Origin of the sequence: Paenibacillus methanolicus, from assembly GCF_008124765.1 — a bacterium.
In the GTDB taxonomy this organism is placed as follows: Bacteria; Bacillota; Bacilli; order Paenibacillales; family Paenibacillaceae; genus Paenibacillus_Z; species Paenibacillus_Z methanolicus.
In genome coordinates this window covers 372800-396155 of the sequence record NZ_VNHS01000010.1, presented here as the reverse complement: position 1 = coordinate 396155, position 23356 = coordinate 372800, and the positions used below count along the sequence as shown (strand labels likewise).

23 protein-coding genes are annotated in these 23356 nt (G+C 62.0%); 15 read left to right on the top strand and 8 right to left on the bottom strand.

The annotated features are described in order from the left end of the window. The first annotated feature begins 134 nt into the window (after positions 1 to 134). Together BCM02_RS26030 and BCM02_RS26025 are read left to right on the top strand one after the other, a co-directional pair. Positions 135 to 743, top strand: a complete 609-nt coding sequence (locus tag BCM02_RS26030; RefSeq protein ID WP_148932045.1) for an RNA polymerase subunit sigma-24 — start codon at positions 135 to 137, stop codon at positions 741 to 743. A gap of 527 nt (positions 744 to 1270) precedes the next feature. Continuing rightward, positions 1271 to 1675: a phage holin family protein gene (locus tag BCM02_RS26025; protein WP_148932044.1), complete on the top strand. Its 405-nt coding sequence runs from the start codon at positions 1271 to 1273 to the stop codon at positions 1673 to 1675. A 59-nt stretch (positions 1676 to 1734) separates the two neighbouring features. Here the strand turns inward: BCM02_RS26025 and BCM02_RS26020 are convergent, their stop codons facing one another. Together BCM02_RS26020 and BCM02_RS26015 are read right to left on the bottom strand one after the other, a co-directional pair. Further along, complete coding sequence (locus BCM02_RS26020; protein ID WP_148932043.1) at positions 1735 to 1965, bottom strand: cold-shock protein; 231 nt, start codon at positions 1963 to 1965, stop codon at positions 1735 to 1737. A gap of 190 nt (positions 1966 to 2155) precedes the next feature. Continuing rightward, positions 2156 to 3733: a sensor histidine kinase gene (locus BCM02_RS26015; protein WP_148932042.1), complete on the bottom strand. Its 1578-nt coding sequence runs from the start codon at positions 3731 to 3733 to the stop codon at positions 2156 to 2158. Between the two features lie 256 nt (positions 3734 to 3989). Here BCM02_RS26015 and BCM02_RS26010 point away from each other — a divergent pair, with 256 nt between their 5' ends. Genes BCM02_RS26010 through BCM02_RS25995 form a run of 4 tightly spaced genes read left to right on the top strand, consistent with a single transcriptional unit; the run spans position 3990 to position 7384 of the window. Further along, positions 3990 to 4763: a LamB/YcsF family protein gene (locus BCM02_RS26010; RefSeq protein WP_148932041.1), complete on the top strand. Its 774-nt coding sequence runs from the start codon at positions 3990 to 3992 to the stop codon at positions 4761 to 4763. Beyond that, complete coding sequence (pxpB, locus tag BCM02_RS26005) at positions 4760 to 5521, top strand: 5-oxoprolinase subunit PxpB (protein ID WP_342791338.1); 762 nt, start codon at positions 4760 to 4762, stop codon at positions 5519 to 5521. Before BCM02_RS26010 ends, pxpB begins: the two co-directional genes overlap by 4 nt. Beyond that, positions 5518 to 6630, top strand: coding sequence for a 5-oxoprolinase subunit C family protein (locus BCM02_RS26000; RefSeq protein WP_246183553.1), 1113 nt, complete (start codon positions 5518 to 5520; stop codon positions 6628 to 6630). The genes pxpB and BCM02_RS26000 overlap by 4 nt, the downstream gene beginning before the upstream one ends. Positions 6631 to 6640: 10 nt before the next feature. Continuing rightward, on the top strand, positions 6641 to 7384 hold the full coding sequence (locus tag BCM02_RS25995; RefSeq protein ID WP_148932040.1) for an MBL fold metallo-hydrolase: 744 nt from the start codon (positions 6641 to 6643) through the stop codon (positions 7382 to 7384). A 109-nt stretch (positions 7385 to 7493) separates the two neighbouring features. Here BCM02_RS25995 and BCM02_RS25990 read toward each other — a convergent pair whose 3' ends face one another. Together BCM02_RS25990 and BCM02_RS25985 are read right to left on the bottom strand one after the other, a co-directional pair. Continuing rightward, entirely contained in the window at positions 7494 to 8570 is a 1077-nt protein-coding gene (locus BCM02_RS25990) for a phosphodiester glycosidase family protein (protein ID WP_148932039.1), read from the bottom strand. Then, on the bottom strand, positions 8567 to 8992 hold the full coding sequence (locus BCM02_RS25985; RefSeq protein ID WP_246183552.1) for a coiled-coil domain-containing protein: 426 nt from the start codon (positions 8990 to 8992) through the stop codon (positions 8567 to 8569). The genes BCM02_RS25990 and BCM02_RS25985 overlap by 4 nt, the downstream gene beginning before the upstream one ends. A gap of 239 nt (positions 8993 to 9231) precedes the next feature. On the opposite strand from BCM02_RS25985, the gene BCM02_RS25980 reads away from it, so the two are divergent. Further along, positions 9232 to 9762: a type 1 glutamine amidotransferase domain-containing protein gene (locus tag BCM02_RS25980; protein ID WP_148932038.1), complete on the top strand. Its 531-nt coding sequence runs from the start codon at positions 9232 to 9234 to the stop codon at positions 9760 to 9762. 107 nt (positions 9763 to 9869) lie between these two features. Here BCM02_RS25980 and safA read toward each other — a convergent pair whose 3' ends face one another. After that, on the bottom strand, positions 9870 to 10499 hold the full coding sequence (safA, locus tag BCM02_RS25975) for a SafA/ExsA family spore coat assembly protein (RefSeq protein ID WP_148932037.1): 630 nt from the start codon (positions 10497 to 10499) through the stop codon (positions 9870 to 9872). A gap of 265 nt (positions 10500 to 10764) precedes the next feature. Between safA and ggt the strand changes: the two genes are divergently transcribed. Next, positions 10765 to 12363 carry a gamma-glutamyltransferase gene (gene ggt, locus BCM02_RS25970; RefSeq protein WP_148932036.1) on the top strand — a complete coding sequence of 533 codons (1599 nt, stop codon included), beginning with the start codon at positions 10765 to 10767 and terminating at the stop codon, positions 12361 to 12363. A gap of 118 nt (positions 12364 to 12481) precedes the next feature. Here the strand turns inward: ggt and BCM02_RS25965 are convergent, their stop codons facing one another. Together BCM02_RS25965 and BCM02_RS25960 are read right to left on the bottom strand one after the other, a co-directional pair. After that, positions 12482 to 12661, bottom strand: a complete 180-nt coding sequence (locus BCM02_RS25965) for a hypothetical protein (RefSeq protein ID WP_148932035.1) — start codon at positions 12659 to 12661, stop codon at positions 12482 to 12484. After that, positions 12658 to 13818 carry a DUF4062 domain-containing protein gene (locus BCM02_RS25960; RefSeq protein WP_148932034.1) on the bottom strand — a complete coding sequence of 387 codons (1161 nt, stop codon included), beginning with the start codon at positions 13816 to 13818 and terminating at the stop codon, positions 12658 to 12660. The genes BCM02_RS25965 and BCM02_RS25960 overlap by 4 nt, the downstream gene beginning before the upstream one ends. A gap of 225 nt (positions 13819 to 14043) precedes the next feature. On the opposite strand from BCM02_RS25960, the gene BCM02_RS25955 reads away from it, so the two are divergent. The 7 genes from BCM02_RS25955 to BCM02_RS25925 all read left to right on the top strand — a co-directional run bounded on the left by BCM02_RS25955 (position 14044) and on the right by BCM02_RS25925 (position 21044). Further along, positions 14044 to 15624 (top strand): PucR family transcriptional regulator, encoded by a 1581-nt coding sequence (locus BCM02_RS25955; protein WP_148932033.1) that lies wholly within the window; start codon positions 14044 to 14046, stop codon positions 15622 to 15624. A gap of 266 nt (positions 15625 to 15890) precedes the next feature. After that, positions 15891 to 16046, top strand: a complete 156-nt coding sequence (locus tag BCM02_RS36140) for a tRNA-specific adenosine deaminase (RefSeq protein ID WP_246183551.1) — start codon at positions 15891 to 15893, stop codon at positions 16044 to 16046. 135 nt (positions 16047 to 16181) lie between these two features. Further along, positions 16182 to 16688 carry a 2-oxo-4-hydroxy-4-carboxy-5-ureidoimidazoline decarboxylase gene (gene uraD, locus BCM02_RS25945; RefSeq protein WP_148932032.1) on the top strand — a complete coding sequence of 169 codons (507 nt, stop codon included), beginning with the start codon at positions 16182 to 16184 and terminating at the stop codon, positions 16686 to 16688. Positions 16689 to 16727: 39 nt separating this feature from the next. After that, positions 16728 to 17090 (top strand): hydroxyisourate hydrolase, encoded by a 363-nt coding sequence (gene uraH, locus BCM02_RS25940; protein ID WP_148932031.1) that lies wholly within the window; start codon positions 16728 to 16730, stop codon positions 17088 to 17090. Between the two features lie 15 nt (positions 17091 to 17105). Further along, positions 17106 to 18488: an allantoinase AllB gene (gene allB / locus BCM02_RS25935; RefSeq protein ID WP_148932030.1), complete on the top strand. Its 1383-nt coding sequence runs from the start codon at positions 17106 to 17108 to the stop codon at positions 18486 to 18488. A gap of 28 nt (positions 18489 to 18516) precedes the next feature. Beyond that, positions 18517 to 19761, top strand: coding sequence for a Zn-dependent hydrolase (locus tag BCM02_RS25930; protein WP_148932029.1), 1245 nt, complete (start codon positions 18517 to 18519; stop codon positions 19759 to 19761). Positions 19762 to 19799: 38 nt separating this feature from the next. Beyond that, on the top strand, positions 19800 to 21044 hold the full coding sequence (locus BCM02_RS25925) for a pyridoxal-phosphate-dependent aminotransferase family protein (protein ID WP_148932028.1): 1245 nt from the start codon (positions 19800 to 19802) through the stop codon (positions 21042 to 21044). 237 nt (positions 21045 to 21281) lie between these two features. Here the strand turns inward: BCM02_RS25925 and BCM02_RS25920 are convergent, their stop codons facing one another. After that, entirely contained in the window at positions 21282 to 23309 is a 2028-nt protein-coding gene (locus BCM02_RS25920; RefSeq protein WP_148932027.1) for a beta-galactosidase, read from the bottom strand. Positions 23310 to 23356: the final 47 nt, after the last annotated feature.

The following is a 23356-nucleotide window of genomic DNA, read 5'->3' as shown; positions in this document are numbered from 1 at the left end:
TGCACAGTTGGGCGTGGAATGGACAGGCATGCGAGCCGCGATGAGCGGCGCATTAGCAGGCTTCTTCCAGGAGCGCGGCAGCGATTGACGCATCCATATGAAGAATAGAATTTCGTAGATGGAGGGATGACGCAATGAGCGACAAGCGTGCCATCGAACAGTTGTCCAGTTATAAAGCGATCGTCGCCCGAATGAAAATACTAGAGAAATACCCGGTAGGATCCGGGATATACTTAAGCGCGATGAGTCGGGACGATCATTTGCGGGAGCTGCACGGCCGGCTTCGCAAGCTGCCGAGTTATATGTATTTGTCCAAGCATGAGCAGAAGCTGGAGACGGCGGCGCACGCGTATTTGTCCCATTATCCGGCGGGAACGAAGAGTCAGCTCGCCGAGGTGCGCAAGGCAAGAGGAGCGGACGAGGAGGACGAGCGGCTGCTAAGCGAGCTTCGGGCACGAATCGAAACGATCATCGAGGCGCGCGCGGGCAAGTTGGACGGCTTCGAATCGGTGATCGAACGGCTCGGCGAGCTGCAGGAGTTGGAGCAGCGGAAGAAGCAGATCGAATGGGCGCTCGAGGTGCTGGAAGAATTCAAGCCGGAATACGGCCGGTTGCTGCGCCTGCAGTATGTGGAAGGCAAGACGGCCGTGGCGATTGCGATGGAGCTTCAGATTGCGGAACGGACGTTTCGCAGATGGAAGCAGGAGGCGTTGACGCTGTACGGGAAATTCATGGCGGTGTGAGAAGGCCTCTTGCGGATTAAGGACGGCATTCCGTTCGCCATGTCCATCCATTGCCGCGTACTGTGGGAAGAACGAGCGACCGAGCGTGGGGCCGGTTGCCATTAGATAAGGGTTCATGAGAAAGGGACAATCCAGAGGCATCCCCTCGTTATCTTCGGCGGCGGGGACGGCCTCTATTTGCCGTTCAAGCCGGTTGTTCCGGTAGGTGAAGCATGGCCGAAAATTGACCGGGCATTGGCCGCATATCAGCCGCGTGAAGGCCGTTTTGATCAGAATGGCCGTGCTACCATCTTAGTATCAAACATCTGACAGAGAGCAGCTGATCGCGATCGCGGAGCAAACCCGCATAGGAGTTGGCCGCACGTGAGGCTGCCGGAAGAGGGAGAGGGGGATGCATAAGCGGATAGGTGTAATGGGGAGGTGGTATGCCGCAGATTCGTAATCCTTGCAAGTGTTGGTGAGAGTAATGTCATGTAGTCCATAATGTTGCACCCTAATCTTGCACCCTACTAAGGAGGTTTTATATTATGCAATGGCTATTGAACGGCATCATCGGTTTCACGGGCGCCTCGGCATCCTACCTGTACGGAGGTTGGAGCGGGCTGCTCGAAATTTTCTTTCTCGCGATGGCATTCGAATACGTAACGGGATTGGCCGTCTCCATTAAGGAGCGGCGCGGGCTGGTCGGACAAGCGGGGGGATGGGGGTTGCTCAAAAAGGTGCTGATGGCGGGCGCGGTTTGGTTTGCGCATCGGATCGATCTCGCGTTCGAGATCGATTATGTGATGATCGGAGTCTTGTACGGCTTCATGATGCACGAGCTCATCTCGCTTGCGGACAATTACGGCAGGCTGGGGCTGCCGTTCAGCCAGTACATGACCCCGGTCATCGGGCTGCTGAAGAGCAAACTGGAGAAGGGGGAGATGAAATAGATGCCGGAAAAAGAAAAACACCCGCTATCCGGGTGTTCGCGGCGAAACGGGCATTCCGATCAAGAGATCGGCGTGCCTTTCTTCAAAGCCTTCATGTCCTTGTTCGTGTTCACGAGCGTAGGCAGCAGCTTGACGCCGGCGGTCATGGCATTCGAGCAAAGATGGCAGGTGGGCAATGTGGCGAACGCGAACTCATCCCGGATCCATCCGACGCACCCCTCGGTCATGCAGGTCCAGATGGCGGTCTCTTCATGCGGCAGATCTTCGATCGGTTTTTTACGGTAATACATGAACTACCCCTCTCTTCTTGCCGTAGCGAAGGCGGAAAACAAAAAAAATTCACATGCCGCAAAAGGTAACGTCAACTCGGGTAACCTTTCGCAATATGTGAATCTGCCGACTCGTTTTATATCGTGTGTTAATTATAGCACAATAAGCCGTCATATACAAACGATGCCGATCGGAGAGCGAAGGGGCTAGCTACTCTCCATAGCCCCTCGGCAGCTCGACCGTAAACACCGTGCCGACGCCGGGCTGGCTCCGAACCGTCAAGATTCCGCCATGGTCCTCGATGATTTTGCGGCAGATCGAGAGGCCAAGGCCGGTACCGCGTTCCTTCGTCGTGAAGAACGGGTCGAATATTCGGGCCGCGTCGGCTTCCGAGATGCCGCAGCCCGTGTCTTCGATGTCGATGATCACATCGCTCGCGGTTACGCGCGTGCGCACGACGATATGGCCGGGCTCGTCCATCGCTTCGATCGCGTTGCGCAGCAGATTGAGGAGCACCTGCACGATTTTGTCGCGGTCCATGAAAATAAGCACGAGGTCGTCGACCGGATCCACGTCCAGCGTATGGCCCTTGGAGGTGACGGCCGATTCGGTCAAATGCCGCACCCGGTCGATGCACGCGCCGATCGGCTCGAGCCGCATGTTGCTGATGTGCGGCTTGGAGAACTGCAGGAATTCGCCGGTCAGCTCGCTCATGCGCGTGATTTCCTGCGTGATGACGTCGAACCACCGCTCGATGTTGTAGCCATGCGAACGGGAGAGGTCGATGAAGCCCCGCAGCGTCGTCAGCGGATTGCGGATTTCGTGGGCCATCCCGGCGGCAAGCTCCCCGACCGCACGCAGCTTCTCCGAGCGGAAGAAATCTTCTTCGTTCTTCAGCCACCGCTGCCGCTTCTTCTGGAACAATCGTTCTTCCGCCGCGTTGACGAGCTCCTGCATCTGAGCGCCTTCGTCGGGGAATACCGCGAAGCTGTAAAGCACCTCGTAGCCGAGCCGGTTCGATTCAATCACTTGCTTGATGGCGACCAGCGGCTGCGCGGACTGCGGAATGAACAGCGCGAACCGGTCTCCGGCATAGCGGGCGATGATGTTGGCGTGCGCGAAATTCTGCTGCAGCGCGTGCGAGAAGGCGGGCAAAATCTCCTGCTTATTGTCGATCGTGCCGATGCTCCGGAATCCTTGCAAATCCAGCAGCAGCAGCGTATAGCGTTCATCGGGGCGGGAAGTCAGATTACGCATGGCCTCCATCCAACCCTCGTAATTCAGCAAGCCCGTCAGCGGGTCGTGCGTAGACAGGTAATCGTTCCGTTCGCGGAGCTGGCGCTTCTCCCGCTCGGCCGCGAACAAGTAGCGCATGAGCACGATCAGCAGGACGAACGAGACGATGTCGTAGAACGAGACGAGCAGGTTATACATCGTGTGCGGCTGGTAAGACAGCCGAACGGCGGTGTAGCCCAGCGAATAAAGCAGCGAGACGGCGAGGGTATATCCGCGCTTCGGATAATCGAGTACAGCGAGCACCGTTAGGAGGTAGTACAAAATCTGCGTCCAGTTCAGCTGGCTGTGCCAATGGAAGAGGGCCAGCGTGACTAATTGCAAGAAGAAGGCGTACGGTACCCGTTTCTCGGCCATGACGAGGCCGAGGAAGAGGACGGAGGAGACGAAAAGAAGCGGCTCCGAGGCGCTCTTGCCCAACACGATCGAGCAGATGGCGATAATGACCGTAAACATCGGCACGACGACGTAACGCGTATATCGAATTATGGGCATAGGGCATCTCCAAATGGGCGAATGAAAGCGGATTGTTCTTTTATTATACGAGGGCTTGGCATGAATTGTTAGACCAAAAATGTTATCGGAATGTAAATTTGTCCAGGTGGCGGCAGATTAGCTGACATAGAGTTGCGTATAGAGAATGCGTGTATCCTGTCGCGTTCCCGCGATTGCATCCCGCCCTCGATCTCTCTTCTCCCCTCGGGCATTGTTTAGTATGATAGGGGCAGGAAAAAGGAGGTGCCGCACATCGATGGCAGCGATAACGGTGGATGTGAATTGCGACCTGGGCGAAAGTTTCGGCGCATATCGAATGGGCATGGACGCGGAAATTATGCCCTATATTACGTCGGCGAATATCGCGTGCGGATTTCATGCCGGGGACCCGGCCGTCATGCGGGCGACGGTCCGGCTTGCGATGCGGCACGGCGTCGGCATCGGCGCCCATCCTGGTCTGCAGGATCTGGCGGGCTTCGGCCGGCGTGCCATGCGGATCGATGCGAAGGAGGCGTATGAACTAACCCTTTATCAGATCGGCGCGTTAGGGGCGTTCGTCAAATCCGAAGGCGGAGCGATGCGGCATGTGAAGCCGCACGGCGCTTTGTATAATATGGCGGCCGCGGATGCGGCCATCGCGGAGGGCATCGCCGAGGCGGTCTATCGGATCGATCCGGAGCTGATGCTGTTCGGGCTGGCGGGCAGCGAGCTGATCCGGGCGGCCGAGCGTCTCGGACTTCGGGCGGCGAACGAGGCGTTCGCGGACCGGCGCTACGAAGCGGACGGATCGCTGACGCCGAGGCACCTGGCCGTGGCGGTCATTCACGACGCCGGCGAAGCGTGCGCGCAAGCGGTCGGGATGGCCCGAGGAGGAGGCGTCGTCACGCGACAAGGAACGGTACTCGCCGTCCAGGCGGACACGATCTGCATCCATGGCGATACGCCGGGCGCGCTCGAATATGCGACGGCGCTGCGTGCCGCCCTCGAGTCGGCGGGCATCGGCATCGCGTTGGCGGGGAGCGACGAATGATGACGGAGCGGGAGAGCGCCGAACGGTCGGCAGCCGATATCCGTCTGGAGCCGCTCGGCGATTCGGCGGCGGTCGTCCGGTTCGGCGAGACGATCGATCCGCTGGTACACCGCCGGGTGATCGGGCTGGCCGAACGACTCGCGCATTCGCCCGTTCCGGGCATGACGGATGTCGTGCCGGCGTTCGCGAGCTTGACGGTGCATTATGATCCGATCGCGCTTCACGCTCGGCATGGAACGGCCGTGCGGGAAGCGGGCGGCAGCTTCGGCTATGTGAGCCGCTGCTTAGCCGAGCTGATTCAAGCCGGCGGGCACGCGGCCGTTGCGCAGGCGCGAATCGTCGATATACCGGTCTGTTACGGCGCGGAGCTGGGGCCTGATCTCGGCGAGGTGGCGGCTCATAGCGCCTTAACCGAAGAGGAGGTCATCGCGATTCATGCAGCTGGCGACTATACGGTATACATGATCGGATTCGCGCCGGGCTTCCCGTATCTGGGCGGCTTGTCTCCGCGTATCGCAACGCCCAGGCAGGCAACCCCGCGGCTTGCGATACCGGCCGGAAGCGTCGCCATCGGCGGCGGCCAGACGGGCGTCTATCCGCTGGCGACGCCGGGCGGATGGCGGATTATCGGACGCACGCCGATCCGGTTGTTTCGGCCGGAGGAGCCGATCCCGAGCTTCCTGCGCGCAGGCGACCGCGTGCGGTTCCGTCCTATTACGCGGAAGGAGTACGACCGTTATGAGGAGGGGGCGACATGATCATGAGCATGAGCATCGAGGTCATCCGGCCTGGTCTCTTGACGACGGTGCAGGATCTCGGCCGGCCCGGCTTGCAGCGGTTCGGCGTGACCCCGGGCGGAGCGATGGACACGCTTGCGATGCGTATGGCGAATGTGCTGGCAGGGAACAACGAGAGGGAAGCGGTGCTGGAGGCGACGATGGCCGGTCCATCGCTGGCGTTCGAGCGAGATACGCTGCTCGCGATCGCAGGCGGGGATCTGTCGCCCGCGATCGACGGCGAGCCGGCGCCGATGAACCGTCCGTTGTACGTGCCCGCAGGGCGCACGCTCGCCTTCGGACGGCCGCGGCGGGGATGCCGGGCTTACGTGGCGGTATCCGGCGGCTTCGACGTGCCGGAAGCGATGGGCAGCCGAAGCACCTACCTGCGAGGCGGTCTCGGCGGCTATGAAGGCAGGGCGCTGCAGGCGGGCGACAGGCTGGCGATCCGGGCGCCGGACGACCTTGGCTCCCGCATGGCGGCGCATATGAGCCGAGAGCTGTCCGCTTCGGAGCGGCCGTTCCTCGCCGCGACGTGGTCGGCGGTCGGGCTTCATCCGTGGGAGCGGCTCGTGCGCGCGGCGGGAGCGGAGCCGATTGCGGCGGGACGTCCCGGGCAAGGGCGATCGGCGTTAGCCGGCGCAAGCGGGTCCTCGCATGCGGCGACCGCAATCATTCGCGTCCTGCCGGCGACGCACGAAGCGCTATTCGCCGATGAGAGTTTGAACGCAATCTATGGCGAAGCGTTCGCGGTCGCGCCGCAATCCGACCGGATGGGCTACCGGCTGACCGGGACGCCGCTTCGGCTTCGGCAGCCGGCCGAGCTGCTCTCCGAAGCCGTAGCCTTCGGCACGGTGCAGGTGCCGCCGGACGGCCAGCCGATCGTGCTGATGGCGGACCGACAGACGACGGGCGGCTACCCGCGCATCGCGCAGGTCGCAAGCGTCGATCTTCCGCTGCTTGCGCAGTTGAAGCCGGGTGACCGGGTCGTGTTCGAGGCGATAACCGCAAGCGAAGCGGAGCGGTTGCTGCTCGCGCGCGAACGGGAGCTGGCGCGTTTGCGCGCCGGAATCCGATTGAAGTTCAGGTAGAGAGGCGGAGATGACGATGAAAGTAACGGTGCTCGGCCCGTGGGGCGCTTTCCCGAAGGCGGGAGAGGCGACGGCGGGGTATTTGCTCGAGACGGGCGGCGGCAAACGATATTTGATCGACTGCGGCAGCGGCGTGCTGTCCGCGCTGCAGCGGATCATTCCGCTCCATGCGCTGGACGGCGCGTTCGTCTCGCACCGCCATTACGACCATACGGCCGATCTGGGGTGCTTGCAGTACGGCTGTCTCATCGAGTCGGACCTTGCGCTGCGCCAAGGCAATTTGCCGATTTATTTCGCGGGCGAATCCGAGGCGGAGATCGCGTACAAGTCGATGAAAGGATCGGTTATTTATCCGGTCGGGGCGGGCCGCAAGCTGAAGTTGGACGATCTGACGGTGACCTTCTTCAAGACGTATCACGGCGTCTATTGCCTCGGCATGGCATTCGAAGCCGGCGGGCGCAAGCTCGTATACACGGCCGACACGACGTTCGATGAACGGCTGATCCCGCACTGCGCGGATGCGGACGTGCTGATCGCGGAGACGTCGTTCTACGCCGATATGGAGGCGTCCGAGTATGGTCACATGAATGCGGCCGAAGTCGCGACACTCGCGAAGGAAGCAGGCGCGCGCAAGCTCGTGCTGACGCATTTGCCGCATTTCGGCGAGCTGCCGAAGCTGGCGGAAGAAGCGGCGGCGGGGTTCGAAGGGGAGATCGTGCTGGCGACGTGCGGGTTGGACATAAGCCTCGGCTAACGAATCGTACTGCCAATCGAGCATGGCTCTGCGTTAGCCGCGAACGCAACAAAAAAACAGCCGGTCGTCCCTTGCGGTCAACCGGCTGTTCGCATGCCGTCCAAGCTTATTAATCGAAGAACAAAAAGTGCGTCGGGAGCGGCCGCAGCCGGCCGTCCGAAGGATGATTGACGATGCGTCCGTCGAACACGAGCGACGAGGATCCGCCGCCGTCGAGGTTATACCCGTCGATGACGCCGAAGCGGCTGAGCAGCAGCTGCATCTCGAACAGCGTCGCGCCGGATCCGCCGTTCTCGTTATACCCGTCGACGACGAGGAAGAGCAGCTGATTGTCCTTGTAATTGCCGATGACCGTGCGCGGCGCCCTCGCCGGACTGGTCTGCCATTTGGATGGAATCGGCTGGATGACGCGGTTCTTCATGAGCACCGGGACGAACGTGGCGCCGAATTTCGGCTGCAGCCGGTCGAGCTGCGCCTGACTCGCGAACTTGCCGCCGACGAGCTCCAATTCGTCGTTCAACCCGACGAAGAACAAGTCTTTGCGCGTCGGCTCGAAGCCGCCGGCGTATTTGCCGTTCACCATCGTCGTGCCGAGCGGATATCGCTTGCTGCCGCTGTCCGCGAAGCCGCCCGCGTTGACGCCGGCGATCGCCTTGGTGCGCCGGACCGCCGCGAGCGTCGTCTCCGCGCCGCCGAGCTTGTCTTTGCCGAGCACCATGCGCATCGCTTCGGGACTCTTCAGCTTCACTTTCAACGCGTAGCCGTTGAAGTTCTGCGCATGGATCGCGAACAGCTGCGCCGTAATATTGCCGGACTGAATCGTCTTGGATGGGGCGCCGATCCGGCGCGTAATGCGGCGGTCGTAAATATACGCCGGTCTCCCCGCCTGGGCGGCCGCCGTCTTGGCGATCGCGTTCATGCTTTCGTTCGTTTTCGTATATAACTGCACCGTGCGCTTGATGGACTGCGCCGTATGAATGGCCGTTTGCTTGGCGGTATCGAGCGAGCCGATGAGCGTCTGCGTATTCTCCGGCGCCAAGGCCGACGGGCTTTCGGGCACGGACGGGTACGCGCTGCCGGGCAGCGTGACGGACACCTGGGCGAGCATGAGCCAGAGCAGCGCCCCGAAGAACGGACCGGTGACGAGCAGGCCGAACCGGTTCATTTGTTTGACGGTCATGTTCATTTCAGCAAATCCAGCTCTTTCTTCAACTGATCCAGCTGTTTCTTGACGTCGCTCAGCTGCGTATACAGCTTGTTGCTGTTGTCGGTCTTCGAGCTCATGTTGTCCTTGGAGAACTGAAGCAGCTCGTTGAGCGCGTCCACCTTGCCCTGCAGCTTGGTCAAATCGTCCATATACTGCGCGGTGAGCGCGGTCAGCTTGGCGTCATACTGCTGCTGCATCGCCGTGATCTGGCCGGACGTCTGCGCGCCGACGTCTTGGGCGATATCGGCTTTGATTTTGCCGGTATACCAGATCGCGCCCAAGACGCCGGTGCCGATCAACAGCACCCAGACGAGCAGAAACGCAAGCGGCGACGGGCCCGCCTTGCGTTTGGTTTTGCGCTCCATCATCGCGTGCGGAGCGGTTTGATACTCGGTATTCATCTTGCATCTCTCCTCCTGCCTGTTCTTTAGACGAATCTAGGCTGGTTTTGTTTCAGGACGGCTAGTAGGAGAATACATTGTATCATAGATTGCCAGAAAGATTTAGACTCGCGCGCTAGATTTTCAAAAAAATGTCAAGAAATAAGTTTGTTTCCCGACCCGCCGGCCGTGGTAATACACCATAAGCAGCCTGACAGTAGGGCGCTAACTTTTGAGATAGACGAAAGGAAGTGGACCGCATGACAGGGCAGCCGAAGAAGGTCGCGTTTCTGCTAGCAAACGAATTCGAAGATTCCGAGATGGTCAATCCGTTCGAGGCGATAACGAAAAACGGCCATGAAGCCGTTATTATCGGACTGGAGAAGAAGGCCGAATTGAAGGGGAAAAACGGTACCGCCTACACGACCCATTTGGGCATCGGAGAGGCGAAAGCCGAAGATTATTCGGCGCTCATCATTCCGGGCGGCCATTCGCCCGAACAGCTGATGAACGATTCGCGCGTGCTGGATTTCGTGCGGGAGGTAGACAAGCAGGGCATCACGATCGCGGCGATCTGCCACGGTCCGCTGCTGCTCGAGAAAGCGGGGCTCATCCAAGGGCGGAACATTACCGCCTATCCGGAGCTGCACGCGGAATTGAACGACGCCGGGGCCCGGTTCATCGACAAGCAAGTCGTCGTCGACCGCAACTGGATCACGTCGCGCACGCCGGATGACGAGCCGTACTTTATTGAAGAGACGATCAACGCGCTGGGGGTCAACGCTTACTAAGCGGATGCCGCCATAGAAGGACGCTCCGTCCGAATAGAACGAAAAACGGTCAAACAGGCTGCTCCTGTCTGACCGTTTTTTGCATTGTTCGAGCAAGCTGCGCTCGCTCAAGGCTTGATGAACATTTGCGTCCAATAAACGCGCATGCTGCCGCCGGTGCAGTAACCGACGCCGATCTCGGTGAAGTTCGGGCTGAGGATGTTCGCTTTGTGGCCGGGGCTGTTCATCCAGGACGTCATGACCGCCTGCGCCGTCGACTGGCCGGCCGCGATGTTCTCGCCCGCGTAGGAATAGCCGATCCGGAACGCCTTCATCATATCGAACGGGCTGCCGTACGTCGGGGAGTTGTGCGAGAAATAGACTTTGTCGCGCATATCCTCCGATTTGATGCGGGCCACGCGGGAGAGCTGCCAATTGAGCGAGAGCGGGTTGAGACCTGCCTTCGCCCGCTCGGCGTTAACTAGCTTGGCGACCTGGGCTTCGAACGATTTGGTCGCGGTGAGCAGCGGGATCGTCAGCTTCTGGCCGGGATAGATGAGCGCCGGGTTACGGATTTGCGGATTGGCTTGAATAATCTCCGACAAGCCGATTTGGTAGCGGACGGAAATAAACCACATTGTGTCGCCGGGCTTGACGGTATACGTGTCCGTATCCGCCGCGTTCGCCACGCCGATCGCTACCGGGAATGCGGCGGCCGAGCCGAAGGCCAGCAGCGCAGCGAGCAGCAGTTTTTTCATGGGCAAGCTCCTCTTCGCTTGAGTTTGTTCACGCCCTAATATGTACAATCGGAGGGGGACTTATCCGTCTTCTCCAGAAGTTCGGCGATGCCGGCTTTGACGCGCCCATGTGCACAACGAACAAAATAAAGAGGGCGTGTTAGAATAAAGGACAAAATCGTTTCGGAGCCGTTGATGGTCCAAACCTCGCCGCACTACAATGAGAGCACTTATTCAGGCAAGCTTGCCGCGTGCGCCTTTGTCGCGAGCCAAGGAGGGGACCAGGATGCAAAATAGGATGCCGAAAGTATACGGGGCCATGGTAGCGACGCCTCATTATTTGGCCAGCTCGGTCGGCGCGGCGGTGCTGCGGCAGGGCGGCAACGCCTTCGACGCGGCGGTGGCGATCAGCGCGGCGCTGGCCGTCGTCTATCCGCATATGACCGGACTCGGCGGAGACGCGTTCTTCATGTCCTATCATGCGGATACGAAGCAGTTCGAAGGCTATAACGGAAGCGGCCGCTCCGCGAAGCTGGCGTCGGCGGAGCGCTATACCTCGCGCGGGATGAGCGGCATTCCCCAGCGGGGCGCGGAGAGCGCGATTACGGTGCCGGGCATGGTCGACGCCTGGTGGAGCGTATGGAGCCGCTACGGCAAGCTGCCGTGGGCGAATCTCCTCGCGCCGGCGATCGGCTATGCGGAGCAAGGCTTCCCGGTGTCGCGGCATTTGCGGGCATGGATCGAGAAGGATGAAGGGCTCATTCGCGCGCATCCGCCGCTTGCCAAGCTGTACGTGACGGACGACGGCGAGCTGATCGGGGAAGGAGAGCGTCTCGCGCAGCCGGAGCTTGCGGCGACGCTGCGGCTCTTGCAGAGCGGCGGGCGCGACGCGTTCTATGCGAGCGACTTCACGGCGCGCATGGCCGAGGCGATCGAGCGGGACGGCGGCCTGCTGCGCGAGGCGGATTTTCGCGAGCACGCGGGCGAGTGGGTGACGCCGCTGTCCGTCTCGTACAGGGGCTACGAGCTGTACCAGATGCCGCCGAATTCCCAGGGCTTCTCAATGCTGCTTATGATGAACATGCTGGAGCATACGGAGCTTGCGCGCATTCCGCGCGATTCCGCGGACTTCTACCATCTGGCCGCCGAAGCGGTGAAGAAGGCGTTCCGCGAGCGGGACGCGGTGCTGACCGATCCGGATTTCAACGCCATTCCGATGGGGCGGTTGCTGTCGAAGGACTTCGCGCGGGGGCTGTGGGACCAGATCGCCGAAGCCTGGCCCGCGCCGGCGCCGTTCCTCTCGAACGCGATGGGGCAGGACACCGCTTACGCGGCCGTGGTGGACGAAGCGGGCAACGCGGTCTCGTTCATCCAAAGCCTCTACTTCGACTTCGGCGCGGCCTATGTGCCGGGAGATACCGGGGTTATTTTGCAGAACCGGGGCTCGTTCTTCAGTCTCGACCCGTCGTCGCCGAACGTGCTGGAGCCGCGCAAACGCTCCTTTCATACGCTTATGCCGGCCATGGTCGCGCGCGGCGGCAAGCCTTGCCTGCTCTACGGCACGCAAGGCGGGGAAGGCCAGCCGCAAACGCAGCTGTCCGTCGTCACCGGCGTGCTCGATTACGGCCTGACGATTCAAGAGGCGATCGGGCTGCCGCGCTGGATATACGGGCGCACTTGGGGCGAGGACAGCGATACGCTCAAACTCGAGAGCCGGTGCGGCGAAGCGACGGCGGAACGGCTGCGGGCGATGGGCCACCAGGTCGAGATATTGGACGCGTGGGACGGTCGGACGGGACAGTCGCAGGGCATCGCGATCGGCGAAGACGGCGTCATCAGCGGGGCGGCCGACCCGCGTAGCGACGGCTCGGTGATCGGGTGGTAGAGGAGCGCGGGCTGCAACCATGGCCCAGCCTCTTCGTCGTGAGGATATGCACGATAAACAACAAAACGGCTTCGCTTCCCGAGACGGGATGCGAAGCCGTATTTGCTACACCGATCGGTTACCGCCGCGCCGCCAGCGCGAAACGCTCGCGCAGCAGCTCGCTCTCGCGCTTCCAGCGGGCGCGGTCCTCTTGGATCGCCTGAGCGGCCTGCTTGGAGGGAGCGAACAATAACGCGTCTTTGGGCTGCGCGCCGACGGCAAGCGATACTTTGCCTTCCTTCAGGACGAATACGCTCATGACTGCAAGCCTCCTAAGACCATTTTGATAAATTCGATCATGTACGGATTTTTATTGATTATACCATCGATTACACTCTCTTGGTAGAGCATGAAGCGCTCCGCGTTCCAGCTCGGGCCGGACGGGATATGCAAGGTGAGCACGTAGCGTCCGCTGCGGATGCAGCAGTAGAACATGCGCTTGGCGTCCGTGAAGTAGACCGCCTGCGCGCCGTGGCCCATATTATAGGTCAGCACGACGTAGGAATCCTTGCGGCTCAGCGAATAAAAGGCCGGCCCCGCCTCGGAGCCGGAACCGCCCGCGTACAGCAGCCGGTTCTGCTCGTCGTCGTACCGGTAGAGCGTGGCGGCGACGCACGCCTCGTACGTCCCGGCCGTCTCGGTCATGAAACCGCCGTACCGGTGCTCGATCCGCCCGCCGTCCATTCGTCCCACGATATGGCGCAGGAAAACGGTCCAATCCGCCAGCGGCGCCATCCGCAGCATCGGCACGAGGTCCGAGACCACCTGGTACGCCTCGTCCAGCAGCTCGACCCGTCTTTGGTTCGCGAGGAAGGAGCTTTCCATCGGCAGCAAAATCGTCCCCCGCCGCAGCAAATCGCTCAAGTACGTCCGCCAGTCGACCGGCACGCCATGCCGCAAATCGTCCATGAACACGCCGCGCGTCATCATGTCGTGCAGGAAGAACCACACGTACGGGTCGATGTGCTTCGGCAAATCGTCGTGGCCGGCCAGCATCGCCAGCAGCTCCTCCGGCTCCGGATATCGCCGCGCCTCCAGCTTCATATGCTCGCGGTAGGCGTCGATCCGAGGCTTCGCTTTGCCGAAAAAGAGCGCTTTCACTTCAATGTCCGCGAATACGAGCACCGTTTTGCCGCGGTCGCATGCTTTGATGAATTCCAGATGCGTCACCGTGCGTTTGGCGTCGGGATAGTATGTTCCGGCTTTGGTCGCAATAAATAATAAATAAATATCCGATTCTGCAACGGCCTCCAAACACTTGACGACCGGATTGACGTGCATCGGCCAAGGCCCGAGATTCTCCTCCCACATGAGCGGTTCGTGCCCGAGACCATGCAGCTCGCGGAACGTATGCTGGCGAAGCGGCCGGAGGCCGTCTTCGTTGACGGAGCTCAGGAAGATTTTCGTTTTCGGCAAGCGCAGCACTCCCGTTTCCAAATGAAGGTAGATCCATTATAGCGCATGGCCGATGGCTTGACTGTGAAACCAGAGGCTCAATTTGAGATTTTGTGAACCCTTTCCAAAATAACGAGGCTGACTTGAAAGTTTGGTTAACGTTTGGTCTTGAAGTTCAGCACCTCTTCGCATAATGTAAGGTTATATAACACGAAGAAAAGCTTGTCATTTGCGGAGGTGCGTGCAATGTATATGACGGTGGAACAAGCGCTGTCGGTCTATCCGTTGTCGGAGGCGAAACTGATCGCGGGCGAGGCGGGCAAGCGAAGGATCGTGAAATCGGTCAATGTGATGGATGCGCCGGACATTACGGATTGGATCAAGGAAGGCGAGATGCTGTTCACGACCGCTTATCTCATCAAAGACGAGCCGGAGGACGCCGAGGCGCTGCTGTATAAGTTGAACCAATGCGGCTCCGCGGGGCTCGGCATCAAGCTCGGGCGGTTCTGGACCGAAATTCCGGCCAATCTCGTCCGCAAGGCGAACGAGCTCGGGTTTCCGCTCATCCAGCTGCCGTACCAATTCACCTTCTCCGATCAAATGAACGGGTTGTTCCGCGACGAGATGAAACGCAGCACCGGCGCGATGCAGGACGTCATGGGCAAGCAGGTGAGGCTCATGCGCTTCGCGCTGCGGGCGGAGCCGATCGGCAGTCTGTTCGATTCGGTCGCCGAGGTGATCGGACATCCGCTCGCCGTCGTCGGCTCGCGCGGCCAAATGATGCACAATGACTCCGGCGTTCCCGACGAACAGCTGCTCGCCAAGCGCCCGTGGCCGATCCATGCGCAGTGGATGAAGACGCCGGGGTGGCAGGCGTACCGGATTCCGCTCATGCGGCAGGAGAGGTGCACCGGGTTTGCGCTGTTTTTCAGTCCGCAGCCGTTCCTCTCCGCGATGGAGGAAGGACTCTATTCGCAGGCGGCGGAGCTGATCGCGCATCATACGAATTTGCGGCTCGAGGATTATTTCGCGATCTCGGTGCAAAAGGATTTCGCGCAGCTCGTCAAGCGCTGCTTGAAGCACGGTCTTCCGCTTGTCACGCTGCAGTCGTACGCCGAACGTTGGGAGATCGAACTGCTCCGGCAGCCGTATCGGGCGGTACTGACGGATCTTCCGGCCGCGCCGGTCCCCAAGCAGCGGTTGGAACAGATCGAAGGGCTGAAGGACGCCTTCCTCAGCCATGCGCGCATCCAGGAGCTGCAGGGTATTCACGTCGCGCTCGAAGAGGGGCTGCTCACGATCGTGCCGGACGAGGAAGGCGGAGCGGAGGAGCGGATTCACTCCGCGTTCGGGGCTTTCTTCGCCGATTGGCAGCGGGGCGGCCGAGAGCCGCAGTCGATCGTGAGCAGCCGCAAGCGCCAGGGGGAGCAGCTGTTCGAGGCGTTCGACGAATGCTGCCGCGCCCGCAAGCTGGCGGTCGACTGGGAGCTAAGCGGCGCGATCATCGCCTACGAATCGCTGGATTTGGCGCTCGTGTTCGAGCAGGTATCGGAGAAACGGATGAAGACGTTCTGCGATCGCTGGCTCGGCGCGCTGCTGGAGAAGGAGCCGGACTACGCGCAGGAGATGCTGCGCACGCTCGAGACGTATTTGGAGTGCGACGGTCAGCTCGGCGAGACGGCGAAACGGCTGTTCATCCACCGCAACACGGCGACGTACCGGATCGAGAAGCTGAGCGAGCTGCTGCAGGTCGATTTCAAGAAGATGAACGACCTGATGCGGTTGAAGCTCGCGTTCACGTTCCGCAAGCGGCTGGAGCGTCAGTAGTCTTGTCGGGTGGCTGGCGTCGGAGGGGATCGTTTTCGAACCGTATCGGGTCAGGGCCGCTTTTTACGAGAACCGTCCTCACGCCTCGTGGCGGCATGGTGCACAAATTCGCTTCATGCCTTTCATCACCTTCCCCAAATGGGGCGTGAGCTTAATTGACGCATGATGCGCCTGAACCTATAGTTTGGATAACGAAGCGGCTGCCGCGTACAATGGAGGGCGGCGCGTGATTTGGAGGAGGCGCGGGGAACGGGGAGACGACGTTAATGGAAGCCGCCTCCAAGCGCTATGCCATAGAACAATTGCGGGACTGCACGCTGTATACGTCCGACGAGCCTTGCGCGATGCGCGCGGGTTCGATCTATTGGGGCACGTCGGGCGCGCCGTATACGCGATTTCGGGGGAAAGACTGGCGCAGCTGACGGGAACGACGAGCAGAATCCGACGCTCGATCTCCCTTGCCGCGAGGTGTTCGCCAGAGGACGCAAACCGGTCGTGATCGGGCCTTTCCCGGAGGTCGAAGCGGAAGCGGTCGCCGCGCATGAGGGGGATTGGACATGAAGCTGTCAATCGAACAAGTAAACGAACTAAGCAAGGAAGCGTTCCTCGAGACGTTCAACGCGATATTCGAGCATTCGCCTTGGGTGACGGAGCAGGCGGAGAAGGGACGTCCTTACCGTTCGGGCGCGGAGCTGCACGAGACGATGCTGCGGATCGTGCGGCAGGCGCCGGACGACGCGGAGCTGCATTTTATACGGAAGCATCCGGACTTGGCGACGCGCATGGCGATGGGCGAGTATTCGGTCAAGGAGCAGCAGGGCGCGGGACTCGATCGACTCTCGCCGGAAGAGTACGAGCGCTTTACGACGATGAATCGCATGTATATGGAGAAGTTCGGTTTCCCGTTCATATTCTCGGTACGGGGGAGAACGAAGGCGGATATCGAGGCGTCCATGGCGGCGCGCATCGGCAACACGGCGGAGCAGGAGCGCGAGGAGGCGATGCGGCAGATCGGCCGGATCACGCGGTTGCGGCTGGAGGATCTGATCGCGTTCGGGGAGTAGGATGAGCGGCCAGGGCGAAAGCATGAGGAGGCGCTGGGGATGAGCGGTCGGTTGACGACGCATGTGCTGGATATGTCGGTTGGCGGCCCTGCCGTCGGGTTTCGGATCGAGCTGTGGCGGCTTGGCGGCGGGCAGGAGGCTTCCGTGCGGCTCAAGGAAATCCGCACGAACGGCGACGGCCGCGCGGACGCGCCGCTGCTGCAGGGCGAGGAGCTGCAAGCCGGCTTGTACGAGCTGATATTCGCGGCTGGCGAGTATTTCACGGCGCGGCGGGGCGTGGCCGAGAGCGAGTTGTTCCTCGATGCGGTGCCGGTCCGCTTCCGCGTGGGCGATACGCAGGCGCATTATCATGTGCCGCTGCTCGTCGCGCCGGGCGGCTACAGCACCTATCGCGGAAGCTGAGAAGGAGGGGTTCGCATGGGAGAGGGCTTTGATTTGCTCATTCGCGGCGCGGAGGTCGTCACTTCGCAGGCTGTGCGCAGATTGGATATCGGCATTCGGGACGGACGGATCTCCGCGTTGGAAGCGGGCTTGTCGGCGCTGGCCGCGGACCGCGTCATCGAGGCGCGGGGCAAACTCGCGCTGCCGGGCATGATCGATATGCACGTTCACTTCAACGAACCGAATTACGGTCATTGGGAAGGCTTCCAGGCCGGCTCCGCCGCGCTCGCGGCCGGCGGCGTTACCGTCTACGCGGATATGCCCCTCAACGGCAACCCGCCGACGGTCACGCTCGAAGCGCTGCGGCTCAAGCAGTCGCTCGCGGCCGGCCGCTCGGCGGTCGATTACGCGATATGGGGCGGTCTCGTGCCGGGCAACGCAGAGGAGCTGGCCGGTCTGCACGCGGAAGGGGTCATCGGCTTCAAGGCGTTCATGTCCAATCCGGGCGGGGAAGGCGAAGGGCGCTTCCGCGAGGTGGACGACGCGACTTTGTATGAAGGGATGAAGCGGATCGCATCTCTCGGCGGCATGGTCGCCCTGCACGCGGAGAGCGAAGCGATGACGAACGCGCTGCACGCGCAAGCGGCGGCGGAAGGAAGGCTGGACGCGCGGGCGTTCATCGAGGCCCGGCCGGTCGCGGCGGAGCTTGCCGCGGTGTCGCAGGCGATCGCGATGGCCGAAGATACCGGCTGCAGCCTGCATTTCGTGCATATCAGCAGCGCGGACGCGGTCGAGCTGATCGAGCAGGCGAAGTGGCGGGGACTCGACGTGACGGTCGAGACTTGTCCGCATTACCTGACGCTCACGGCGGACGACATGGAGCGTCTCGGCCCGGTGGCCAAGTGCGCGCCGCCGCTGCGGGATGCGGAGCAGGTCGAGCGGTTGTGGAGCCATCTGGCCAAAGGACGCATCGATATCGTCGCGTCGGATCATTCGCCGAGTCCTTGGTCGATGAAGAGCATGGAGGGCCGAACCTTCGCCGACGCGTGGGGAGGTATCGCCGGCGCGCAAAGCAGCTTGGAGCTGATGGTGCATGAAGCGCTCGCGCGGGGCATTCCGCTCGCGCGGATCGCGGCGGTCACGGCAGCCGAGCCGGCCAAGCGGCTGGGGCTGTACCCGCGCAAAGGCGAGATCGCGGTCGGGTTCGACGCCGACATCGCGATCCTCGATCCCGAAGCGGGCTATACGCTGCGCGAGGAAGACTTGCTGCAGCTGCATAAGCACAGCCCGTATATCGGCAGAACGTTCTCCTGTCGGGTCGACGCGACGCTCGTGCGCGGGATGACGGTGTACGACCGGCGCGAAGGGGTGCTGCTACCCGGATGCGGCGAGCTCGTGCGCCCCTCGATACGCTTCTAAAAATAGCTAAGATAAGGGGAGATCGGCATTGAATCCACTCGAACATCGCGAAGCCTCCGCCGGTCTCCTGCCGTTATTGGAGGAGCTGGCCGCCTTCGGCGCCGACCCGGAGGGGGGCGTGACCCGGCTGCTGTATACGAAGCCGTGGGCGGAGGCGCAGCATTTTTTGGCCGGGCGGATGCGGCAGGCGGGCTTGTCCGCGCGCTTCGACCGGGCGGGCAATCTGTTCGGCCGGCTGGAAGGGACGGAAGCCGGCGCGGACGTCATTCTAACCGGTTCGCACGTCGATACTGTCGTCCGCGGCGGCAAGTACGACGGCGCCTACGGGATTGCCGCGGGCATCGCTGCGCTGGCGTATCTGTCCCGGACGTTCGGCGCGCCGAAGCGGACGCTGGAGGTCGTCTCGTTCTGCGAAGAAGAGGGAAGCCGCTTCCCGGTTGCGTATTGGGGCTCTGGGCATGTGTGCGGCCGTCAGGATTGGACGCTCGCGGACGCGGCATCGGACCCGGACGGCATCACGCTGCGCGAAGCGATGGAGACGGTCGGCTTCGGCGCTCCGGAACAACCGGATTGCCGAAGGTCGGATCTGGCCGCTTACGTGGAGCTGCATATCGAGCAGGGCATCGTGCTGGAGCGGGGCGGCGAGCGGATCGGCATCGTCGAGACGATCGTCGGCCAGCGGCGCTACGCGGTGACGCTCGCGGGCGAGAGCAATCATGCGGGGACGACGCCGATGGGGCTGCGCAAGGACGCGCTCGCCGGCGCGGCCGAGATGATCGCCGCGTTGGAGGCGATGGCGCTCGAGCAGGGCGATCCGCTCGTCGCGACCGTCGGGCGGCTGGATGCCGAGCCGAACACGCCGAACGTCGTCGCGGGCCGCGTCCGCTTCACGCTGGACATTCGCTTGGACCGCGAAGAGAAGCTTGCGCGCTTCTGCACGCTTGCGCTCGCGCGGTTCGAGTCGATCGCCGCGCGGCGGGGGCTGGCGTTCGAAGCGGTCAACTGGCTGGCCACGGCGCCTGCGCCGATGGACGCTTCGCTCGCGGCGCTGCTCGAGCGCGCGGGCGAAGCGGCGGGCTTGACGCATCGCCGGATGGTCAGCGGCGCGGGGCACGACGCCCAGTTGATGGGCGGCCTATGTCCGTCGGCGATGCTGTTCGTCCCGAGCCGGGGCGGCATTAGCCACTCGCCCGACGAGTACACGACGCCCGCGCAATTGGAGGATGGCGTCCGCGTGTTGGCCGCCGCCTTGTACGAGCTGGCCTACCGCTGACCCGCTTTCGAATTGACCATTAAAAGGAGCTTTTGATCATGAACGCATATCCAGAATTGTCGCCGTCGCCGCGCACGATCATGACGCCCGGGCCCGTGGAGGTCGACCCGCGCGTGCTTCGGGCGATGTCGTATCCGATATTGGGCCAGTTCGATCCGGAATTCACGGCGCTGATGAACAACACGATGGGGATGCTGCGGGAGCTGTTCCAGACGGGCAACCAGTGGGCGTACCCGGTCGACGGCACGTCGCGTTCCGGCATCGAGGCGGTGCTGACCGGGCTGATCGAGCCGGGGGACCGCGTGCTCGTGCCGATCTACGGCCGATTCGGTCATCTGCTGGTCGAGATCGCCGAGCGCTGCGGCGCCGAGGTGTCGATCATCGAGCGCGCGTGGGGCGAGGTGTTCGATCCGCAGGAGGTTATCGACGCCATCCATCGGGAGAAGCCGAAGCTGGTCGCGTTGGTGCACGGCGAGACGTCGACCGGCCGGCTGCAGCCGCTGGCGGATATCGGACGCGCCTGCCGGGAGGCGGACGTGCTGCTCGCGGTGGACGCGGTGGCGACGATCGGCGGCGTTCCCGTCGAGAGCGACGCCTGGTTCCTCGACGCGGTCATCGGCGGGACGCAGAAGTGTCTCTCCGTGCCGTCCGGCATGTCGCCGATTACGTACAACGAGCGGGCGGAGAGGAAGATACTCACCCGCAAGCGGGTCGAGCGCGGACTTCGTTCCGGCGATGCGGACGAGAACGCGGCGACCGGCTTCCGCATTCAGAGCAACTACCTGGATTTAAGCCAGCTGCAGGACTATTGGAGCCCGGCTAGGTTGAATCATCATACCGAGATGACCTCGATGCTGTACGGGCTGCACGAAGGGCTTCGCATCCTGCTGGCGGAAGGGCTTACGGCGCGGTTCGCCCGCCATCGGCTGCACGAGGAGGCGCTCGTCGCCGGCATTACGGCGATGGAGTTGCCGCTCTACGGCGATCCGTCGTGCAAACTGCCGGTCGTCACGTGCGTCGCGATCCCGGACGGCATCGACGGCGAGTCGGTCCGCTCGATGCTGCTGCATCGGTTCGGTATCGAGATCGCCAGCTCCTTCGGCCCGTTGAAGGGTCGAATTTGGCGCATCGGCACGATGGGCTACAGCTGCAGCCGCAAAAACGTGCTGCACACGCTCGGCGCGTTCGAAGCGGTGCTGGCGCGCCACGGGCTCAAGCTGCCGGCCGGCGAAGCCGTGCAGGCGGCGCTGGACGTGTACGATCGGCACGGCGCGCCGGTGTAACGCGGCGCGCCGGTTGGAAGTTCTTCCCGATGCTCTCGAATCCGCTCATCGGGCCCGGCCGAACGTCGCCGCGACAAATAAAAGAAGCTCCTTTTTCGCCCGTGCGAAAGGGGAGCTTCTTTGACTTTTTGCGCCGTCGCCGCATGAAGCGGGCGACGCGAATGGCAATCGTTCGCTTGCACCCAAATAGCGGTCCGGCTCGTCTGGTAGACAATAGACCTTATCCCGCGCTAGCGCTTAACGCGCTTCCTCCACGATCAAGACGCCGCGGCCCGCGATCTCGCTGACGCCCGAGAGGGATGCGCCCGTCAACAGATCGGTGCCCCCGTGCTTCAGGTCGATGCTGGCGGCTTCGGCGTTGTGGTTCAGCACGAACAAATACGAGCGTCCGTCCTTCACGCGGCGCGTCGCCTCCACGCCTTGGGCGACGCCGGGCAGCGGCGCGATGCCGCGCCGCGCGCATAGCTCGCCGAGGAAGCCCTGCAGGAAGCTCGCTTCCGGACTCGACGCCACGTAATACGCTTCGCCCGAGCCGAACCGGTTGCGCGTCAGTACCGGCATGCCTTGATAGAAATCTTGCCCGTATGCGGCCAGCACGTCCGCCGTCTCGGCATGGATCAGGTCGCACAGGATCGAGCAATCGTATTCGCCTTGCAGAGATCCGAACGTTTCGTTCATGACGATCCGGTTCGTATGGCCGGGGAAAAGCGCGTCGATCTCTTCGGCCCAGATGCCGAGCAGGCCGCGCAGTTCGCCTGGATAACCGCCGAGCGTGACGATATCGTTCTCGTTGACGATGCCGCTGAAGAACGTCGTGACGAACGTGCCGCCGTTCTGCGTATACGCTTCGATTCGCTTGGCAAGGCCGGGCTTCACCATGTACATGACCGGCGCGATGACGACGTCGTACCCGCTCAGGTCGCTCTCGAAGCTGACCATGTCGACGCTGATGCCGAGCTGATAGAGCGCGTCGTAATATTTGTGCACCTCGTCCACGTATTTGAGCGCGACGGTCGGGCCGCTGGAATATTCGATCGCCCACCGGTTCTCCCAGTCGTACATGATCGCGACCTTGCTGTCCGCCCGCGCGCCGAGGAACGCGTCGCCGAGCTTCGAGAGCTCCGCGCCGAGCTCCGCGCATTCGCGGAAGACGCGCGTGTGCTCGTGGCCGACGTGCTCGATCAGCGCGCCATGGTATTTCTCGCAGGCGCCGACGGAGCGGCGGAGCTGGAAGAACATGACCGAGTCCGCGCCGTGGGCCACGGCCTGATAACTCCACAACCGCATGACGCCGGGACGCTTGAGCGTGTTGTACGCTTGCCAGTTCTGTTGACTCGGCGTCTGCTCCATCAGAAGGAACGGCGCGCCGTCCTTCAGGCCGCGCATCAGGTCGTGCGTCATCGCCGTGAAGCTGACCGGCGTGTCCGCCGACGGGTAGTTGTCCCACGAGACGATGTCCATATGCTTCGCCCACTTGAAATAATCGAGCGGCTTGTACGTGCCCATCAGATTCGTCGTCACCGGCACGTCCGGCGTGTGCGCCTTCAGCGCGTCGTATTCGAGCTTGTAGCACTCCAGCATACCGTCCGAATTGAAGCGGGCATAGTCGAGGGAGATGCCTTGGAAGTTCGTTCTGTCGCCTTCCCAAGCCTCGGAGAGGACGTTCGGCGGGACGATCTCTTCCCAGTCGTAGAACGTGTGGCCCCAGAAGCGGGTGTTCCACTGCTCGTTCAGCTTGTCCAGCGTGCCGTATTTGCGCTGCAGCCACAGCCGGAAGCGAGCGGCGCAGTTGTCGCAGTAGCAGTCGCCGCCGTATTCGTTCGACACGTGCCACAGCAAGAGGGCGGGGTGATCCTTATAGCGCTCCGCAAGTTTGCTTGCGAGGCGGACGGAATGCGCGCGGTACGCTTCGCTGCTCGGGCAGGAGTTGTGACGACCGCCGAATTTGCGCTTGCGTCCTTCGAAATCGACGCGCAGAATTTCCGGGTATTGGCGCGCCATCCATGCCGGATGAGCGCCCGTGCCGGTCGCCAGACAAGCATGGATGCCGTTCTCTTGAAGCATGTCCATAATGCGGTCGAGCGTCTCGAAGTTATAGGTATTCTCGTCTGGCTGCAAGAGCGCCCAGGAGAAGACGTTGACGGTGGCGATGTCCATGCCGGCAAGGCGGATCAGGCGCATATCCTCCGGCCAGACCGATTCGTCCCATTGTTCCGGGTTATAATCTCCGCCATATAACATTTTGGGCAGTTTCGATGTATCCAAGCGAACAGCTCCTTTTTTCGTCGCATTGATGTATGTAAGCACTTTCC

Bases quoted from the DNA above. Each gene is read 5' to 3' on its own strand.
- BCM02_RS26015 (WP_148932042.1), bottom strand. From the start codon at position 3,733: ATGCCCATAATTCGATATACGCGTTACGTCGTCGTGCCGATGTTTACG.
- BCM02_RS25995 (WP_148932040.1), top strand. From the start codon at position 6,641: ATGACGATGAAAGTAACGGTGCTCGGCCCGTGGGGCGCTTTCCCGAAG.
- pxpB (WP_342791338.1), top strand. From the start codon at position 4,760: ATGATGACGGAGCGGGAGAGCGCCGAACGGTCGGCAGCCGATATCCGT.
- BCM02_RS26020 (WP_148932043.1), bottom strand. From the start codon at position 1,965: ATGTATTACCGTAAAAAACCGATCGAAGATCTGCCGCATGAAGAGACC.
- ggt (WP_148932036.1), top strand. From the start codon at position 10,765: ATGCAAAATAGGATGCCGAAAGTATACGGGGCCATGGTAGCGACGCCT.
- uraD (WP_148932032.1), top strand. From the start codon at position 16,182: ATGAAGCTGTCAATCGAACAAGTAAACGAACTAAGCAAGGAAGCGTTC.
- BCM02_RS25990 (WP_148932039.1), bottom strand. From the start codon at position 8,570: ATGAACATGACCGTCAAACAAATGAACCGGTTCGGCCTGCTCGTCACC.
- BCM02_RS36140 (WP_246183551.1), top strand. From the start codon at position 15,891: ATGGAAGCCGCCTCCAAGCGCTATGCCATAGAACAATTGCGGGACTGC.
- BCM02_RS26010 (WP_148932041.1), top strand. From the start codon at position 3,990: ATGGCAGCGATAACGGTGGATGTGAATTGCGACCTGGGCGAAAGTTTC.
- allB (WP_148932030.1), top strand. From the start codon at position 17,106: ATGGGAGAGGGCTTTGATTTGCTCATTCGCGGCGCGGAGGTCGTCACT.
- BCM02_RS25980 (WP_148932038.1), top strand. From the start codon at position 9,232: ATGACAGGGCAGCCGAAGAAGGTCGCGTTTCTGCTAGCAAACGAATTC.
- safA (WP_148932037.1), bottom strand. From the start codon at position 10,499: ATGAAAAAACTGCTGCTCGCTGCGCTGCTGGCCTTCGGCTCGGCCGCC.
- BCM02_RS26025 (WP_148932044.1), top strand. From the start codon at position 1,271: ATGCAATGGCTATTGAACGGCATCATCGGTTTCACGGGCGCCTCGGCA.
- BCM02_RS25925 (WP_148932028.1), top strand. From the start codon at position 19,800: ATGAACGCATATCCAGAATTGTCGCCGTCGCCGCGCACGATCATGACG.
- BCM02_RS26000 (WP_246183553.1), top strand. From the start codon at position 5,518: ATGATCATGAGCATGAGCATCGAGGTCATCCGGCCTGGTCTCTTGACG.
- BCM02_RS25985 (WP_246183552.1), bottom strand. From the start codon at position 8,992: ATGAATACCGAGTATCAAACCGCTCCGCACGCGATGATGGAGCGCAAA.
- BCM02_RS25955 (WP_148932033.1), top strand. From the start codon at position 14,044: ATGTATATGACGGTGGAACAAGCGCTGTCGGTCTATCCGTTGTCGGAG.
- BCM02_RS26030 (WP_148932045.1), top strand. From the start codon at position 135: ATGAGCGACAAGCGTGCCATCGAACAGTTGTCCAGTTATAAAGCGATC.
- BCM02_RS25965 (WP_148932035.1), bottom strand. From the start codon at position 12,661: ATGAGCGTATTCGTCCTGAAGGAAGGCAAAGTATCGCTTGCCGTCGGC.
- uraH (WP_148932031.1), top strand. From the start codon at position 16,728: ATGAGCGGTCGGTTGACGACGCATGTGCTGGATATGTCGGTTGGCGGC.